Origin of the sequence: Rhodococcus sp. DK176 (assembly GCF_038447315.2) — a bacterium.
In the GTDB taxonomy this organism is placed as follows: Bacteria; Actinomycetota; Actinomycetes; order Mycobacteriales; family Mycobacteriaceae; genus Rhodococcus_F; species Rhodococcus_F jostii_A.
Genome location: NZ_CP118321.2, coordinates 6875309 through 6890621 on the forward strand (window position 1 = coordinate 6875309; position 15313 = coordinate 6890621).

Genomic DNA, 15313 nt, shown 5'->3' on the forward strand with positions numbered 1-15313 from the left:
CCCGGAACCCGTGAGCGATGTGGGCGTTGTCTGTGAGCTCCCTGGGAACTCAGGCCTTCGGGCTGTAGTGCTGGGGGTCGTCGCGCCGGCCGAGCGGGGGAAGATTGCGCCGGGGCGTGTGGACGAGCGGAGCGTGCGCGGGGGCGCGTCCGGTCTCGCGATCCCAGCCTGCGCGGGCGCGCGGGTGGTAGCGGTATCGCCAGGGGACGAGACGGAAGACCGCGTCGACGGCGCGACCGACGACGGTGTGCAGGCGCTCGTCGCGCGCGGTCCAGCGATAGTCGAGGAGGTCGCGGACCGGTTGGTCGTACATGCCGACCGTCAGCCACACGAAGCCCTTCGCCACCGGGATGCGGAGGACCGCCCAGATCGGGGCGGGTAGCCACGACAGGAACGGGGGAACGCCGAGACCGGACAGGTCGAGGACGTCCCGGGTGGCCTTGTTGTCTTCGAGGACGTTGCGGCACATGTGATCCCAGTACTCCTGGAACGCCTCCCAGGTTTCCGGGACGGGGCGCATGCTCATTCCGTACAGGCGGTACCACTGGATGTGCTCGGTGAACAGGCGGCGCTTCTGGTCTTCGGTGAGGCCACCCATGAAATGGTCGCCCGTGAGGATGGTGCCCATGAAGAACGTGGCATGCGCCCAGTAGAACGTGTCGGGGTCGAGGGCGTGATACCGGCGGCCGTGTTTGTCGATTCCCTTGATGTTGTCGTGATACCCCCGCACCTGCTCCGCGGTCTGCTGGGCGCGTTCGCCGTCGAAGACGACGCCGCCGATCGGGTACAGCGACCGGTAGAGCCGCTCCCAGCGCTCGTCGAAGAAGCGGGAGTGTTCCTCGACGCCGGCGCCGAGTCCGGGATGCATGTTCTGCATCGAACCGGCCCAGACGCCCTGCAGCATTCCGCGCCAGTCGCCGAAATACTTCCAAGTCAGGGAGTCGGGGCCGAGGGGGACGGGAGCGGAGGTCGGGACGGGCGTACCGTCCGCGTTCAAGTGACTACGCACGTTGTCAGACTAGGATCTGACAACACACGTAGTCAAGGATCGGAGCGAGAAGAGTGACGCTGGAGGACCGGCGGGAAGCACGGCGGAATTCGCTGCTCCGTGCGGGCGTCGCGCTGCTCGGAGCCCCGGACGGTCCCGCGGTGAACGTGCGCGCAGTCTGCCGTGCCGCCGCGCTGACCGAACGGTACTTCTACGAGTCGTTCCGGGACCGGGACGAGTTCGTGCGCTCGGTCTACACCGCCGTGGGCGACGAGGCGCAGGCCGCCCTCGTGGAGGCGGTGGCGTCCACCGAGACCGCGCGCCAACGGGCCGAAGCCGCCGTGGATGCATTCGTGAAACTCATGGTCGACGATCCCGCCATGGGACGGGTGCTGCTGCTCGCACCGTTGTCCGAACCCGCGCTGAGCAGGCGCGGCATCGACCTGATGCCCGGCTTCGTCGCACTCGTGCACGACCAGCTGTCCGCCGTCGACGACGAGGTGGAGAAACAGCTCGTCGCGGTCGGTGTGGTGGGAGCCCTCACGACGCTGTTCATCGGATATCTCGACGGAACTGTTGCCGCGTCGCGCGAGCAATTCGTCGCTCATTGCGTCACTCTGGTGGTGGAGGCAAACAAGGCCGGCCACGAGTGAGGTGCGCATGCCGTTCCAGGTATCCGTGGACGATCCGACTCGCCCGCAACCCGAGCTCCGGGTACTCGACCGCAAGTTCTTCCAACTCGTCGGGGAGTTCGTCTACGTCCACGGCGACACGGTGGTGACGGTGCCGGGATGCGCCCCCATGCCGTGCCTTCTGCGCACGGATCTGGCATCGATCCCCGCGCCGCTGCAAGGCCTGCTCACCCCGTACGGTCGGCAGCTACTCCCCGCGATCATGCACGACGACCTCTGCAAACGTGCGAGTGCGCAGGGACCGGACGGAAACACGCTGCGCCGGCACGCGGACGAACTGTTCCGGCTCGCCCTGCTCGACGAGGGAGTCGGACCGTTCCGCAGCCGCATCTTCTGGGTCGGCGTCGAGGTCGGCCGGTTCTGGACGTTCACCGACGTCGCCCGGTTCCTGCTCATCGCGCACCAGGTGCTCGGAATGATGTGCTGGGTGGTGGGCGTGCCCTGGGCGACGGCGACCTCGCACTTCGGCCTGGCCGCCCTCTTTCTCGTGCTTCCGGTCGTGCTGTCGCTGTTGTGGCGCAGAGACTTTCCCGTCGCGCTACTCGGGTGCATCCTCCTGCCCGTCATCGCGCCGACATATCTGCTGACGATCGCCACGGCCGCGGTGCTGTGGGTGCCGGACGGTGCCGCGTGGTTGCTCGGCCGCAGACGGACTCGCAGGCCGCCGCCGCTCGGGCCGCCGACCACCGTCCTCCGCTAGCCCACGATCGGTGGCTGGCAGTACGTGCAGAAGAAGATCTGCTGCTGACCGAGGTCGTGGCCTTCGATCACCGTCCCGCACCGGCGGCAACGTTTCCCGGCACGCCCGTACACCCACGGCCGATGGCGGATCGAGTTGTTCTTGTCGATGTGAATCATGCGATGCGCGAGCGTGACCAGTGCGGGCAGGTCGGCCACCTCGCTCGACGGCGTGTAGGGGTGGACGCCGCGGAGGAAGCACACTTCGTTCCGGTACACGTTGCCGAGACCGGCCAGGTTGCGCTGATCGACCAGGGCGAGACCGATGGGCTGGTCGCCGGCCGCCCGGAGATTGCGGATCGCTCTGTCGGCGTCCCAGTCCGGTCCCAGCAGGTCGGGGCCGAGGTGGCCGACCGCGGACTCTTCGTCGTCCCGCCCCAGGATCTCGGTGATGCCCAGCGAGAATCCCACCGCCACCCTGTCTTCGGTGGCGAGCACGATCCGGGCCTGGTGAGTGGGACGGCGCCACTTCGTGTCCGGCGCGTAGATGTGCCACGCGCCTTCCATCTTCAGGTGGGTGTGGATCGAGTAGTCGCCGACCCGGATGAGGAGGTGCTTCCCGCGGCTGACCACCTCGTCGACGAGCTGGCCGGACAGGTCGACGGTGGCGTACCGGGGGACGCGCACGTCGCAGCGGGTCAGCACCTTGCCCTCGAGGGCGTCGCGAAGCGAGTTGGCGGTGCGCCAGACGGTGTCGCCTTCGGGCATCTCAGGCTCGCAACCGGAATCCGCGAGGGGTGGGCGAGAAACCGGCCTCGGTCAGGATCGGCGCGAAGTCGCTGCCGTGGATGGTGTCGCCGTCGACCTTCTCGACCACGATCTTGTCGATCCCGCCACGCTTGACCACACCGGCGAGTGTGACCGCCGCGGTGCGGAGCACACCGGGGTCGTCGGTGAAGGTGAGGATCGTGCGGCCGCCGCGTTCGACGAACAGGATCAGTTCACCCTCCACGAGCACCACCAGGCCGCCGGCCTTGCGTCCCGGCCGGTGCGCGGGCGCGTCGTCGCTGCGTTTCGGCCAGGGGAGAGCCGCCCCGTACGGGTTCGCGGGATCGCTGGCGGCGAGAGTCACCGCGGGCAGGGTCGTGTGCCTGCCCTCGAGCGAGTCGCCGTAGCTGCGGAGTCGGTCCACCACGGGCGGAGTGGAGAACTGTGCACCGCCGAGCGACTCGACGAAATGTCCGCGCCGGCAGCGGCCGTTGTCCTCGAACGTTCCCAGGACCTTGTACATCAGCGCGAATCCGCCGGGCACGTTCTCGGTCATCACGGACCCACGCGTCACCACCCCGTACCGCTCCAGCAGGAGTTCGGCGGTGGCGCTGGCACGCAGCGTGGCATCGGATTCGGCGGCGGGGAGTATCGACCACCGTCCCCCGACCGTGGGCGGTGCGGTCCGCACCGGAACGGTCAGGCTGCGGTACGCGCGGGCGCGCGGCGGTCGTCGCGGCGACCGGTGGCTCGTGGTGGTCCTGGACGTGTCCGACAGCAGGGCACGGACCGGGGCAAGCGTGTCGTTACCGACGTGGCCCAGCCACACCAGATCCCACAAAGCCGTGGCCAGCGCGGTGTCGTCGGACATCTCGAGGGTGTCCGCGAGTTGCCGGAAGAAGTACGCGCCGCCACCGGACAGCGTGTCGAGCACCCGGCGCTGAACATCGGACAGGTCCGACTCCGCGGGCGTGGTCAGCGTGAGCGGTGCGGTGTCGGCGGGGTGGAGGCACACCCACCCGTCCTTCCCGGAGATGCTGCCCGCGCCCGACCACAGCACCTCGCCGGTGGAGGTGAGTTCGTCCAGCATGGCGGGGGAGTAGTCGGCCACCCGGGACGGCAGGATCAGCGACTCGAGTGCCGAGGCGGGCACCGGGACACCGGCGAGCTGTTCCGCCACGGTCGCGACGCCGTCGATGCCGCGCAACGTGCCCCCGACGTGCTGCCAACCCGGGAGGAAGCGGCCGAGCGTCGCGGTGCTGACCGGTTCGACCTCCTGACGCGCCGCGGCCAGCGAGCGCCTGCGGAGACGCCGCAGAACCTCGGCGTCGCACCATTCGCTTCCCGTCGCGCCGGGACGGAACTCGCCCTCGACCACCCGCTTGCCCTGCGCGAGCCGCTGCAGCACGTCGCGGGCCACGGCGGAACCGAGCCCGAAACGGGCGGCGGCGTCGGTGATGGTGAACGGACCGTGGGTGCGGGCGTACCGGCTGATCAGGTCGGCCAGCGGATCGTCGACGGGTTCGATGAACGCGGCGGGAACACCGATGGGCAGCGGCACCCCGAGCCCGTCGCGCAGGCGCGCCGCATCCTCGATGGCCGTCCACCATTCGCGACCCGCGAAGGAGACGGCGAGCGCCCGCTTCGCGCGGACGAGTTCGTCGAGCCAGGGGATGGGATCGCTGGCCGACCGTGCGGCGACCTCGTCGGAGGTGAGCGGACCCAGGAGGCGCAGCAGGTCGGCGACGCCCTCGAGATCCTTCGCCTTGCGGTCGGGAAGCAGGCGCTGCAGTTCGAGTTCGGCGTGTGCGATGACGTCGGCGTCGAGCAGTTCACGCAGCTCCACCCGGCCGAGCAATTCCGCCAGCAGCGTCGAATCCAGGGACAGGGCCGCCGCCCGGCGTTCGGCGAGCGGGCTGTCGCCCTCGTACATGAACTCGCCGACGTAGTTGAACAGCAGGGCGCCGGCGAACGGTGACGGCGACTGCGTCTCTACCTCGACGATGCGGATCTGGCGACGCGCCAGCCGGCGGAGCAGGTCCTTCAGGGCCGGTAGGTCGTATACGTCCTGCAGGCACTCACGGACGGTCTCGAGCAGGATCGGGAACGTCGGATACTTGCGGGCCACGTCGAGCAGCTGGGCGGACCGCTGCCGCTGCTGCCAGAGCGGTGCACGCTTTCCCGGTGTGCGGCGCGGCAGCAGCAGCGCCCGGGCCGCGCACTCACGGAACCGGGAGGCGAACAGCGCCGACCCGCCGACCTGTTCGGTGACGATGTCCTCGATCTCGTCGGTGTCGAAGGCGAAGAGGTCGGCGCCGGGCGGGGTGTCCTCCGTGTCGGGAAGGCGCACGATGATGCCGTCGTCGGACGCCGTCGCGTTCGAGTCGAGGCCGTAGCGCTCGCTCAGCCGCGCACTCACGGCCAGCGCCCACGGAGCGTGAACTCGCTGGCCGTACGGCGAGTGCAGGATCAGACGCCAGTCGCCGAGCTCGTCACGGAATCGTTCGACCACCAGGGTGCGATCGGTCGGGACCTGCCCGGTGGCGGTCTTCTGCTCGGCGACGAGCTGAACGAGATTGTTCGTGGCGTTCTCGTCGAGCCCGCCGGTGCGGCAGCGTTCCTGCACCTCGGTCTCGTGCCCGAGTGAGATCTCCCGCAGGAACTGCCCCAGCGCCTCGCCCAGTTCCGCCGGCCTGCCGAGACCGTCACCGTGCCAGAACGGCAGCCGCCCCGGCTGCCCGTACGCGGGGCTGACCAGCACCCGGTCGAACGTGATCTCCTCGATCCGCCAGCTGGTGGCCCCGAGCGCGAAGACGTCGCCGACCCGCGATTCGTACACCATCTCCTCGTCGAGTTCGCCGACGCGGGACGCCTTCTCACCGACCATGTAGACCGTGAACAGACCGCGGTCGGGGATGGCGCCGCCCGACGTGACCGCCAGCCGCTGCGCGCCGGGGCGTCCGGTGAGCGTGTTGGCCTCGCGGTCCCAGACGAGGCGGGGCCTGAGCTCGGCGAACTCGTCGGACGGATAGAGGCCCGCGAGAAGGTCGAGGGTGGACTCGTACGCCGAGCGCGGCAGCGTCGCGAAGGAGCCGCTGCGCCGGACCGTCTCGAACCAGTCGTCCACGTCGAGCGGCTCGAGTGCGGTGGCCGCCACCGTGTGCTGGGCGAGGATGTCGAGCGGGTTGGCGGGGACGGCGAGCGCCTCGATCTTGCCGGTGACCATGCGCTCGACGGTGACGGCACAGTGCACGAGGTCGGTGCGGTGCTTCGGGAACACGACACCCCGGGAGATCTCCCCGACCTGGTGTCCTGCGCGGCCGACCCGTTGCAAGCCGTTCGCCACCGACGGTGGTGCCTCGACCTGGATCACCAGATCGACCGCGCCCATGTCGATTCCGAGTTCGAGGCTGCTCGTCGCGACCACGCACCGCAGCCGCCCCGACTTCAGGTCGTCCTCGATCAGGGCCCGCTGGTCCTTGCTGACCGACCCGTGGTGGGCGCGGGCGAGCAGAGGGTCCGCGCCGAAATTGACCTCGGACGGCGTGCCGATCTGTGAGGCCGGTTTCGGGTTCTTGTCGACGGCGGTCCCGGCGCGTTCGGCGTAGATCTCGTTGAGCCGCGCGGTCAGGCGCTCCGCGAGCCGCCGGGAGTTGGCGAACACGATGGACGACCGGTGCGCGAGAACGAGGTCGACGATCTGTTCCTCGACGTGCGGCCAGATCGACCCCGCCTGCGGGGTCGCCGACGCGGAACCCTCGGCGGGTTCGGCGAGTCCGAGTTCGGTCATGTCCTCGACCGGCACCTGCACGGTGAGGTCGAACGTCTTCGGCGACGGCGGTGCGACGATCCGGATGGGCGCCGAACCGGACAGGAACCGGCCCACCTCCTCGTGTGGCCGCACCGTCGCAGACAGCCCGATGCGCTGCGCCGGGGTGGCGAGCAGCTGGTCGAGGCGTTCGAGCGACAGGGCCAGGTGGGCGCCGCGCTTGGTGCCTGCCACCGCGTGCACCTCGTCGACGATGACGGTGTCGACCTGGGTCAGCGTCTCGCGCGCGGCGGACGTGAGCATGAGGAACAGCGACTCGGGGGTGGTGATGAGGATGTCGGGCGGATTCTTGATCAGGGCGCGCCGATCGCCCGCCGGTGTGTCGCCGGAGCGGACGCCCACCGAAATCTCCGGCGGCGTGAGCCCGAGCCGCTTGGCCGTCTGCGTGATCCCGACCAGTGGGGCGCGCAGGTTGCGTTCGACGTCGACACCCAGGGCCTTGAGCGGAGAAATGTAGAGGACCTTGGTCTTGCGGTCCTTCCCGTCGGTGGCGGCGAGTTGGTCGAGGGACCACAGGAACGCGGACAGCGTCTTGCCCGAACCGGTCGGTGCCACGACGAGCGTGTGCGCCCGGCTGGCGATCGACTCCCACGCACCGAGCTGCGCGGCCGTCGGCGCCGGGAAGGCGCCGTCGAACCACTCGCGGGTGGCAGCGGAGAACCTGCCCAGGACGTCGGTCACCGTTCCATAGTGCACCGGGGGTACGACAGGCAGCGGGAACATACCGTGCGGTCCACAACCCGGTTCGGCGAACGTGTCGGTGGGGCGCAGTATTATTCGAACATGAGTTCGACTGGGGGGTTGGCGGCAGATCAGGTGAGGGAACACCTGACGGCGTTGGACGATGCCGTGTCAGGCCTGCTCGACGCAGACCTCAGTGCTGTGTCGGATTCTGACGTGGTGCTGATCATGCAGCAGCTCGAGAAGTCCCTCCGCCGCGCCGGTGCAGTCTCGCTACGGCTGATCGTCGAGAGTGCCGAGCGCTCGTTACCCGCGACGCTCGGGTACAACTCACCGAACAAGCTCCTGGTCGAGGTGCTGCGCGTGTCGGCGGCAGACGCGTCGGCACGGGTGGCGGCCGCCCGCGACCTCGGTCTGTTTCATACAACTTCGGGCGAGCAGATGGAGGCAGCGCTGCCGGAAACCGCCTCCGCGCAACGGGATGGCGACATCGGTGCCGACCATGCACGCGTAATCCGGAAGATCATGTGAAAGATCCCGCATGCGGTCACCAACGCCGACGTCGCATCGGCGGAGTCGATCCTGGCGCAGTGTGCGAGAGGAGGTACGCCCGAAGATGTCGAGAGTGCCGGCCACCGACTCCTCGCTCATCTCGATCCCGACGGAAACCTGGGTGACGATCGTGATCGCTTCCGGCGGCGTGGTGTTTCGTTGGGCCGTCAAGATTCCGAATCCGGGATCCTGGGCCGGCATCGGGGTCTGCCCGTCACGGTGATCGTCACCACGACTCTCGACCAACTCGAGAAGGACGCAGGCGGCGTGACCACCACGGCCAGCGGCGGACTCCTTCCCCTCGGCGACGCGCTGAAGCTCGCCGAACGCGCCCACCCGGTGCTCGTCCTGTTCGACCACGACGGCCGGCCCCTGCATCTGGGACGGCGCCGACGAGTGGCGAGCACGGACCAACGCCGCGCTCTCATCGGCGCCGAAGGCGGATGCACACGACCTGGTTGCGCGGCGGCCCCGGCCAGCATGTGCGCGGTGCACCACGTGCTGGAGTGGCGCAACGGCGGATCCACCGACATCGACTCACTGACGCTCGCGTGCGATGCCTGCCACGCCCAGGTCCACGACGGGCCCACAGGCTGGGCGACCACCCGCGCGGCAGCGGGTGACACGTATGCGGGGTGCACCGAATGGATTCCGCCACCGCACATCGACCCGGACGGAAACCCGCGAATCAATCACCGACATCACGCCGGTGAGCTGATCGCTCGCGCTCGCCGGAAAGCCCGTGACCGGGCACGTGCCGAGGACGGTGTGCCCTAGCAGTGCGCCGCCCCTCACGCGGTCGTGAGGTCCGCTGTCGCCGGAACGAACGACGGCGGCGGCAACTCGACGGTGGCGGGCTCGTGCTCGGAGACCACCGCATAGGCGCCCACAGCGAGCAGCGCCAGAGCAACTGCGCGGATCATCCTGAACACGTTGTCTCGCTTCGGTCGAAGGGGCGGTGCGTCACGGGTGGAGCCGTCACACAGTAGGCGAGGGCACCGACAGCTACGGTGGAGCCATGACTGCTGCAGGGGACAGCCATGAACTCGATCGACTCCGCGAGGCCGCGCAAGCCCGCCTCGAGAAGGGGGTGGGAGACGGAAAGCTCACATGGGAGGAGTATTCGGAGCACGCCGCGATCGTCTGGTCACGTGACGTCGACGTCGAGCGTCTTCGGCGGCTGGTTCCCGTCGAGGCTCCGACGGCACCGGTGTCGCGACCTCAGTCCACGATCATCGGAATCTTCGGCGACACCAAGCGTTCCGGCCGCTGGTCGCTCGCCGTGAAGACACTGGCCCTGCTCGTGTTCGGGGACGTGAAGCTCGACCTCCGGTCGGCCGTGATCGGCGCCCGCACATCGACGATCACGCTTGTCACACTGTTCGGTGACCTGAGGGTCCACACCCGCTAGTCGCGGCCCAGGCGCTGCAGTAACGCCGACTTGATCGCCGGACGTCCCGCCGCGACGAGCGTGAAGGTGGCTTCACGCATGAGACGTTCGGCGGTGTTCCCGGCGAGCAGTGACGAGCTGCCCTTCGCCGTGACGAGGGCGGTGGCGGTGCGGATGGCGAGTTCCGAAGCGCGGGCCCGTGCTTCGGCGATCTCCGCCCGGCCTTCGAGTGCGGCGTTGAGGTCGAGTCGTGCCCGCGCGGCCTGCTCTTCGAACGGGTCGGCGTCGACGCCGAGAGCCTCCAGTTCGCTGATCGCCCGCCGGGTGATCCCCATCGCCATGCACCCGTTGATCCACGACCCGAACAGCTGGCTCTTCGCGAAATCCTCGGGGGAGACGACGGCACTCACCAGATCGCGTGGCACGGCGAGTCCGTCGAATTTCAACCGGACCGTGTTGGACCCGCGGGCCGCGATCAGTGGGAGTTCCTCGGCGGTGAGTCCCCGAAGCGGTTGTGCGGGAATGATGACATGCACGATGGAGTCGTCGAATTCGTCGCGCGCCGACACCTGGAGCAGATCGACGATGCCCCAGCCGGTGACGAACGGCGACACCCCGTCGAGCACGTAGCCGTCGTCGACGCTGCGTGCCCACAGCGTGGGCGGGACGGGAATCGCGCCGGCCAGGGCGACACCGGCCCGCACGGTGCCGTCGACGAGTCCGTCGAGATAGCGATCCTGCAGGGCCGTGTTCGGGGACGCGGCGAGACCGGCGACGACGCCGTGATGCTGCATCCACGTGAACGCCGTCGCGAGGCAGCCGCCGCACAACGTCTCCATCACGTCGACCAGCACCGACGGCGTCACACCTTCTTCGCCCGGTGCCGCGAGTCCGTAGAAGCCGTCGGCGGCAAGAGTCTCGAAGTGACTGTCGGGAATCTCGCCGTCGGCATCGACGCTGTCGGCCACCGGGAACAACACGTTCTCGGCAATCTCACGCGCCATCTCGGTCCAGTTGCTCACGCCCCGAGAGTAGCCGGTCGACGCCGCCGATCAGGTGAACTCCACCCCCTGTGCGAGCGGGAGTCGATCGGAGTAGTTGACGGTGTTCGTCGCGCGGCGCATGTACGCCTTCCATGCGTCGGATCCGGACTCGCGTCCGCCGCCCGTCTCCTTCTCGCCACCGAATGCGCCGCCGATCTCCGCACCCGACGTGCCGATGTTGACGTTCGCGATGCCGCAGTCGGAACCGTCTGCCGCGAGGAATCTCTCGGCCTCACGCTGATCGGTGGTGAAGATCGACGACGAGAGGCCTTGGGGCACTTCGTTGTGCAATGTGATCGCCTGATCGAAGTCGTCGTAGGTGAGGACGTAGAGGATCGGTGCGAACGTCTCCTCCTGCACCACCGACGTCTGCGCAGGCATCCGGACGAGGGCGGGCGAGACGTAGTAGGCGGAGTCGCTACCTCCGCTGCGTTCGCCGCCGCAGACGACGGTCCCGCCGTCGGCGCGGGCCTTGTCCAACGCGGTCTGCATGGCCTCGAACGCGGAGCCGTTCACCAGCGGACCGACGAGGACGCCGTCGTCGAACGGATTCCCGACCTTCAACTGGCCGTACGCGGAAGAGATGCGCTGCACCAGTTCGTCGGCGACGGACGAGTGCACGATCAGCCGCCGCAGTGACGTGCATCGCTGGCCCGCGGTGCCCGCGGCGGAGAAGACGATTCCCCGCACGGCGAGGTCGAGATCGGCGGACGGAGCTACCACCGCGGCGTTGTTGCCGCCCAGTTCGAGCAGGCATTTGCCGAACCGCGCGGCGACGCGCGGACCCACGGCGCGACCCATCCGCACCGACCCGGTGGCGCTGACCAGAGCCACGCGTGCGTCGTCGACGAGACGCTCACCGACGTCCCCCGAGCCCTGGACCACGGCGTGGATCCCCGCGGGTGCACCGACGTCACGGGCGGCGCGCGCCAGCAGCGCATCGCAGGCGATTGCGGTGAGCGGAGTCCGGTCCGACGGCTTCCACACCACCGTGTCACCGCAGACCAGCGCGACGGCGGTGTTCCACGACCACACGGCCACGGGGAAGTTGAACGCGGAGATCACCCCGACGACTCCCAGCGGGTGCCACGTCTCCATCAGCCGGTGTCCCGGACGTTCCGAGGCCATCGTCCTGCCGTACAACTGGCGTGACAGACCGACCGCGAATTCGCAGATGTCGATCATCTCCTGCACTTCACCCTGCGCCTCGGACGGAATCTTGCCCGCCTCGAGGGTGACCAGCTCCGCCAGATCCGTCTTGTGTTCCGTCAGAAACTGACCCAGGCGACGCACGACCGCGCCGCGCTGGGGTGCGGGGACGGTACGCCACTCGAGAAAGGCCTCGTGCGCCGCGGTGATCGCCCGGTCCACGTCGTCCGCGCTGCTCGCTGTCACCGTGCGCAGTTCGGTCCCGGTGATCGGGGTGCGCGCGACGAGCGGTCCACCGGCGTCGGTGATCTCGGCGCCGCACCTGATCAGTGCTTCCTCGGCGCGGCGGCACAACTCCTCGGGGGCGGGAAGGTTCACGATGCTGTCCTCTCGGGTTCGATCCTGCTGCTGTCAATGGAGCGTGAACGGGTCGTGCACGGGCCGGCCGAGTGTCTCGGCGAGCCGCGGTAGGTGGGAGAAGTACGCCGGCGCCCTCGCCTCGAATTCGGCTTCCGCGCCGGGGTAAGACGGGCGCGCAGGTCTGACGTTTCGAGCATGAGGCATCTCCGCTGGGCTAGCCTGCGCTGGTGGTGGATTCTTTTCGTAGCGACGCACCCCATACTCCTCTCGACGACATCGATCGGGTACTGATGCAGGAGTTGGTGGCCGACGGCCGGGCGACTCTGGCGACACTCGCCGAGAAGGCAGGGCTGTCGATCTCCGCCGTGCAGTCCAGGGTGCGCAGGCTCGAGGCCCGCAAAGTGATCCGCGGGTACACCGCGAAGATCGATCCGGATGCGCTCGGGCACGGTCTGTCCGCATTCGTCGCGATCACCCCTCTCGATCCGTCGCAGCCCGACGATGCCCCGGCCCGGTTGCGGAACCTCCCTGCGATCGAAGCGTGTCACTCGGTCGCGGGGGAGGAGAGCTACGTGCTGCTGGTGCGCGTCGCCTCCCCACGGGAGCTGGAACACCTGCTGCAGGAGATCCGTGCCACCGCCAACGTACACACGCGCAGCACTATTATCTTGCAAACATTTTACGACAGGTGAGCGATGTGCCGGATATGTTTCCGAATCGTCGCCGGTTCACAGGAATTTTGACGTAATCTCTGGGTATGAGCACAGCGATTCGATTTACCGGAGATGGGGGCGGGCTGCCGGCTAGCCAGGTACACGACGTGCTGCGCGAGCGCATTCTGGTCGACGGTTTCGACCTGGTGCTCGACTTGGAACGCTCACGCGGTACGCATCTCGTCGACCAGCGGGACGGCACCAGCTATCTGGACATGTTCGGATTCTTCGCCTCGTCGGCGCTGGGGATGAACCATCCGGCACTGGCGGACGACGACGCCTTTCGCCGGGAACTGGCAGCGACGGCGATCAACAAACCGAGCAACTCCGACATCTATACCGTCCCGATGGCACGGTTCGTCGAGACGTTCGCCCGGGTGCTGGGCGATCCCGCGCTGCCGCATCTCTTCTTCATCGACGGTGGCGCACTCGCCGTCGAGAACGCTCTGAAGGTGGCGTTCGACTGGAAGAGCAGGCTCAACGAGAGCCGAGGCCTCGACCCGGCGCTCGGCACCAAGGTGCTCCATCTGACCGAGGCGTTCCACGGGCGCAGTGGATACACCATGTCGCTGACCAACACCGAGCCGGGCAAGGTGGCGCGGTACCCCAAATTCGACTGGCCGCGCATCGACTCCCCATACCTCGCGGACGGGCGGGACGTCGTGGAAGCCGAGCGCCATGCGCTGGACCAGGCGCGGCGCGCGTTCGCCGAGAACCCCTCGGACGTGGCGTGTTTCATCGCCGAACCGATCCAGGGTGAGGGCGGCGACCACCACTTCCGCCCGGAGTTCTTCCAGGCGATGGAGGCGCTCTGCCGGGAGAACGACGCCCTCTTCATATTCGACGAGGTGCAGACCGGATGCGGTCTCACCGGCACCGCCTGGGCGTACCAGCAATTGGGAGTACACCCGGACGTCGTCGCGTTCGGCAAGAAGACTCAGGTCTGCGGCATCATGGCCGGCGGCCGGGTGGACGACATCCCCGACAACGTGTTCGCCGTGAGCTCCCGGATCAACTCCACCTGGGGTGGCAACCTCACCGACATGGTGCGATCCCGCCGGATCCTCGAGATCGTCGAGGAGGACAGGCTCGTCGACCGAGCCCGGATGACCGGGGCGCATCTTCTCGAACGACTGCGGGAACTCGCACGCGCGAACGCCGAGGTGACCGAGCCGCGGGGACGCGGCCTCATGTGCGCGATCACGCTTCCCACCCCGCAGCGGCGGGACCGCGTCGTCGCCGACCTCAGGGACCGGGAGCGTGTGCTGATCCTGCCGACCGGCAAGCGCGGGATCAGGTTCCGTCCGCCGCTGACGGTGACGACGGCCGAACTCGACGCCGCCGTGGATGCACTGGCCCGAGTGCTGGGCGGTACCGTCGACGCATGACGCCGATACCGCTCACGTCCGTGCCCAATCTGCGAGACGTCGGTGGCTACCGAACCCGGGACGGCGCGAAAGTGCGCACCGGCGTGTACTTCCGTTCGACCGATCTCAGCCGGGTCGCGGACACGGACATGCCGCTGCTCGACGGTCTCGGGATCCGGACGGTGTACGACCTGCGCACCGCGGACGAGCGTGACGCGGCACCCGACAAACTCCCGGACGGCGCCCGCGCGGTTGCGTTGGACGTGCTCGCCGACAAGGGGATCCGGTCGATTCCCGCGCAGATGCTCCAGGTGATCGCCGACCCGATGATCGCCGAACGGGAACTCGGCGGCGGGCGCGCGATCGAATACTTCGAGGGCAGTTACCGCGACTTCGTCGTGATGCCGAGCGCGGTCTCCTCCTACCGGGAGCTGTTCGGCGGCCTGGCCTCGAACAGCAACACTCCTGCTCTCGTGCACTGCACCACCGGCAAGGACCGGACAGGATGGGCCACGGCGGCACTACTGCTGCTCCTCGGAGTCAGCGAGGAAGACGTGTTCCACGACTACCTGCTGACCAACGAACTCCTGCTTCCGTCGTTCGCGGGCGTGTTCGAGAAGTTCGTCGACGCGGGTGGAGATCCGGCGTTGCTCGAGCCCGTGCTCGGAGTCCGTGAGCAGTATCTGGAGGTGTCCCTGGCCGTCATGCGGGAGCAGTACGGGACCGTCGAGCGGTACTTCTCCGACGGACTCGGCCTCGACGCCGGGGTTCAGACCCTGCTGCGGGAGCGCATGATCGCGGACTGAGCGGACAAGCCGAGCGCCACGCCGACCATGTCGGCGCAGAGATCCCAGACCGATCCGTGCCGGCCGATCGGCAGCACGCCCTGCAGAATCTCGGTGATCACCGCGAACGCCGCGAGCCAGAGCACGGTGATCCGTGGCGTCAGAAGCGCATACCGGGAGGCGGCCGCGAGCGCCGCGAACAGCAGGGCGTGCACCACCTTGTCGGCATGCTCGGGACCCGACGGCGTCGCGGACGCGGGGGACAGCAGCATGACCAGTGCCAGCGCGGTGAGGGCTGCCACCGGAACGGATCGCATA

The 15313-nt window shown here is 68.5% G+C and carries 14 protein-coding genes and 1 pseudogene; 8 read left to right on the forward strand and 7 right to left on the reverse strand.

Translation table 11 applies throughout. From position 1 onward, the window contains the following. Nucleotides 1–49 precede the first annotated feature (49 nt). Entirely contained in the window at nt 50–1009 is a 960-nt protein-coding gene (locus PSR88_RS31920) for an oxygenase MpaB family protein (protein WP_011598222.1), read from the reverse strand. Between the two features lie 53 nt (nt 1010–1062). Between PSR88_RS31920 and PSR88_RS31925 the strand changes: the two genes are divergently transcribed. Together PSR88_RS31925 and PSR88_RS31930 are read left to right on the forward strand one after the other, a co-directional pair. Next, nucleotides 1063–1641 carry a TetR/AcrR family transcriptional regulator gene (locus tag PSR88_RS31925; RefSeq protein WP_016883200.1) on the forward strand — a complete coding sequence of 193 codons (579 nt, stop codon included), beginning with the start codon at nt 1063–1065 and terminating at the stop codon, nt 1639–1641. Between the two features lie 7 nt (nt 1642–1648). Beyond that, nucleotides 1649–2380, forward strand: coding sequence for a DUF1353 domain-containing protein (locus tag PSR88_RS31930; RefSeq protein ID WP_011598224.1), 732 nt, complete (start codon nt 1649–1651; stop codon nt 2378–2380). Here the strand turns inward: PSR88_RS31930 and PSR88_RS31935 are convergent. Next, nucleotides 2377–3126 (reverse strand): DNA-formamidopyrimidine glycosylase family protein, encoded by a 750-nt coding sequence (locus tag PSR88_RS31935; protein WP_009479475.1) that lies wholly within the window; start codon nt 3124–3126, stop codon nt 2377–2379. The two genes, PSR88_RS31930 and PSR88_RS31935, sit on opposite strands and share 4 nt — an antisense overlap. Before the next feature lies 1 nt (nt 3127). After that, nucleotides 3128–7636 (reverse strand): ATP-dependent helicase, encoded by a 4509-nt coding sequence (locus PSR88_RS31940; RefSeq protein ID WP_192815079.1) that lies wholly within the window; start codon nt 7634–7636, stop codon nt 3128–3130. Between the two features lie 228 nt (nt 7637–7864). Between PSR88_RS31940 and PSR88_RS31945 the strand changes: the two are divergent. Both PSR88_RS31945 and PSR88_RS31950 read left to right on the forward strand, forming a co-directional pair. Continuing rightward, nucleotides 7865–8341, forward strand: a pseudogene (locus PSR88_RS31945) (DUF222 domain-containing protein); the annotation flags it as partial. A gap of 6 nt (nt 8342–8347) precedes the next feature. Next, nucleotides 8348–8965, forward strand: coding sequence for an HNH endonuclease signature motif containing protein (locus PSR88_RS31950; protein ID WP_085990445.1), 618 nt, complete (start codon nt 8348–8350; stop codon nt 8963–8965). A 14-nt stretch (nt 8966–8979) separates the two neighbouring features. Here the strand turns inward: PSR88_RS31950 and PSR88_RS31955 are convergent, their stop codons facing one another. Beyond that, nucleotides 8980–9111, reverse strand: coding sequence for a hypothetical protein (locus PSR88_RS31955; RefSeq protein WP_009479479.1), 132 nt, complete (start codon nt 9109–9111; stop codon nt 8980–8982). 95 nt (nt 9112–9206) lie between these two features. Between PSR88_RS31955 and PSR88_RS31960 the strand changes: the two genes are divergently transcribed. Next, nucleotides 9207–9599 (forward strand): hypothetical protein, encoded by a 393-nt coding sequence (locus PSR88_RS31960; RefSeq protein WP_011598227.1) that lies wholly within the window; start codon nt 9207–9209, stop codon nt 9597–9599. Here the strand turns inward: PSR88_RS31960 and PSR88_RS31965 are convergent. Together PSR88_RS31965 and PSR88_RS31970 are read right to left on the reverse strand one after the other, a co-directional pair. Beyond that, on the reverse strand, nt 9596–10600 hold the full coding sequence (locus tag PSR88_RS31965; RefSeq protein ID WP_009479481.1) for an acyl-CoA dehydrogenase family protein: 1005 nt from the start codon (nt 10598–10600) through the stop codon (nt 9596–9598). The two genes, PSR88_RS31960 and PSR88_RS31965, sit on opposite strands and share 4 nt — an antisense overlap. 30 nt (nt 10601–10630) lie before the next feature. Then, nucleotides 10631–12148, reverse strand: a complete 1518-nt coding sequence (locus tag PSR88_RS31970; protein ID WP_016883195.1) for an aldehyde dehydrogenase family protein — start codon at nt 12146–12148, stop codon at nt 10631–10633. A gap of 209 nt (nt 12149–12357) precedes the next feature. Between PSR88_RS31970 and PSR88_RS31975 the strand changes: the two genes are divergently transcribed. The 3 genes from PSR88_RS31975 to PSR88_RS31985 all read left to right on the forward strand — a co-directional run bounded on the left by PSR88_RS31975 (nt 12358) and on the right by PSR88_RS31985 (nt 15016). After that, nucleotides 12358–12822 (forward strand): Lrp/AsnC family transcriptional regulator, encoded by a 465-nt coding sequence (locus tag PSR88_RS31975; protein ID WP_011598229.1) that lies wholly within the window; start codon nt 12358–12360, stop codon nt 12820–12822. Between the two features lie 65 nt (nt 12823–12887). Continuing rightward, complete coding sequence (lat, locus tag PSR88_RS31980) at nt 12888–14231, forward strand: L-lysine 6-transaminase (protein WP_016883194.1); 1344 nt, start codon at nt 12888–12890, stop codon at nt 14229–14231. Then, entirely contained in the window at nt 14228–15016 is a 789-nt protein-coding gene (locus PSR88_RS31985) for a tyrosine-protein phosphatase (protein ID WP_011598231.1), read from the forward strand. Before lat ends, PSR88_RS31985 begins: the two co-directional genes overlap by 4 nt. Here the strand turns inward: PSR88_RS31985 and PSR88_RS31990 are convergent. Beyond that, nucleotides 14980–15312 (reverse strand): VanZ family protein, encoded by a 333-nt coding sequence (locus PSR88_RS31990; RefSeq protein ID WP_009479486.1) that lies wholly within the window; start codon nt 15310–15312, stop codon nt 14980–14982. The two genes, PSR88_RS31985 and PSR88_RS31990, sit on opposite strands and share 37 nt — an antisense overlap. Nucleotide 15313 lies beyond the last annotated feature (1 nt).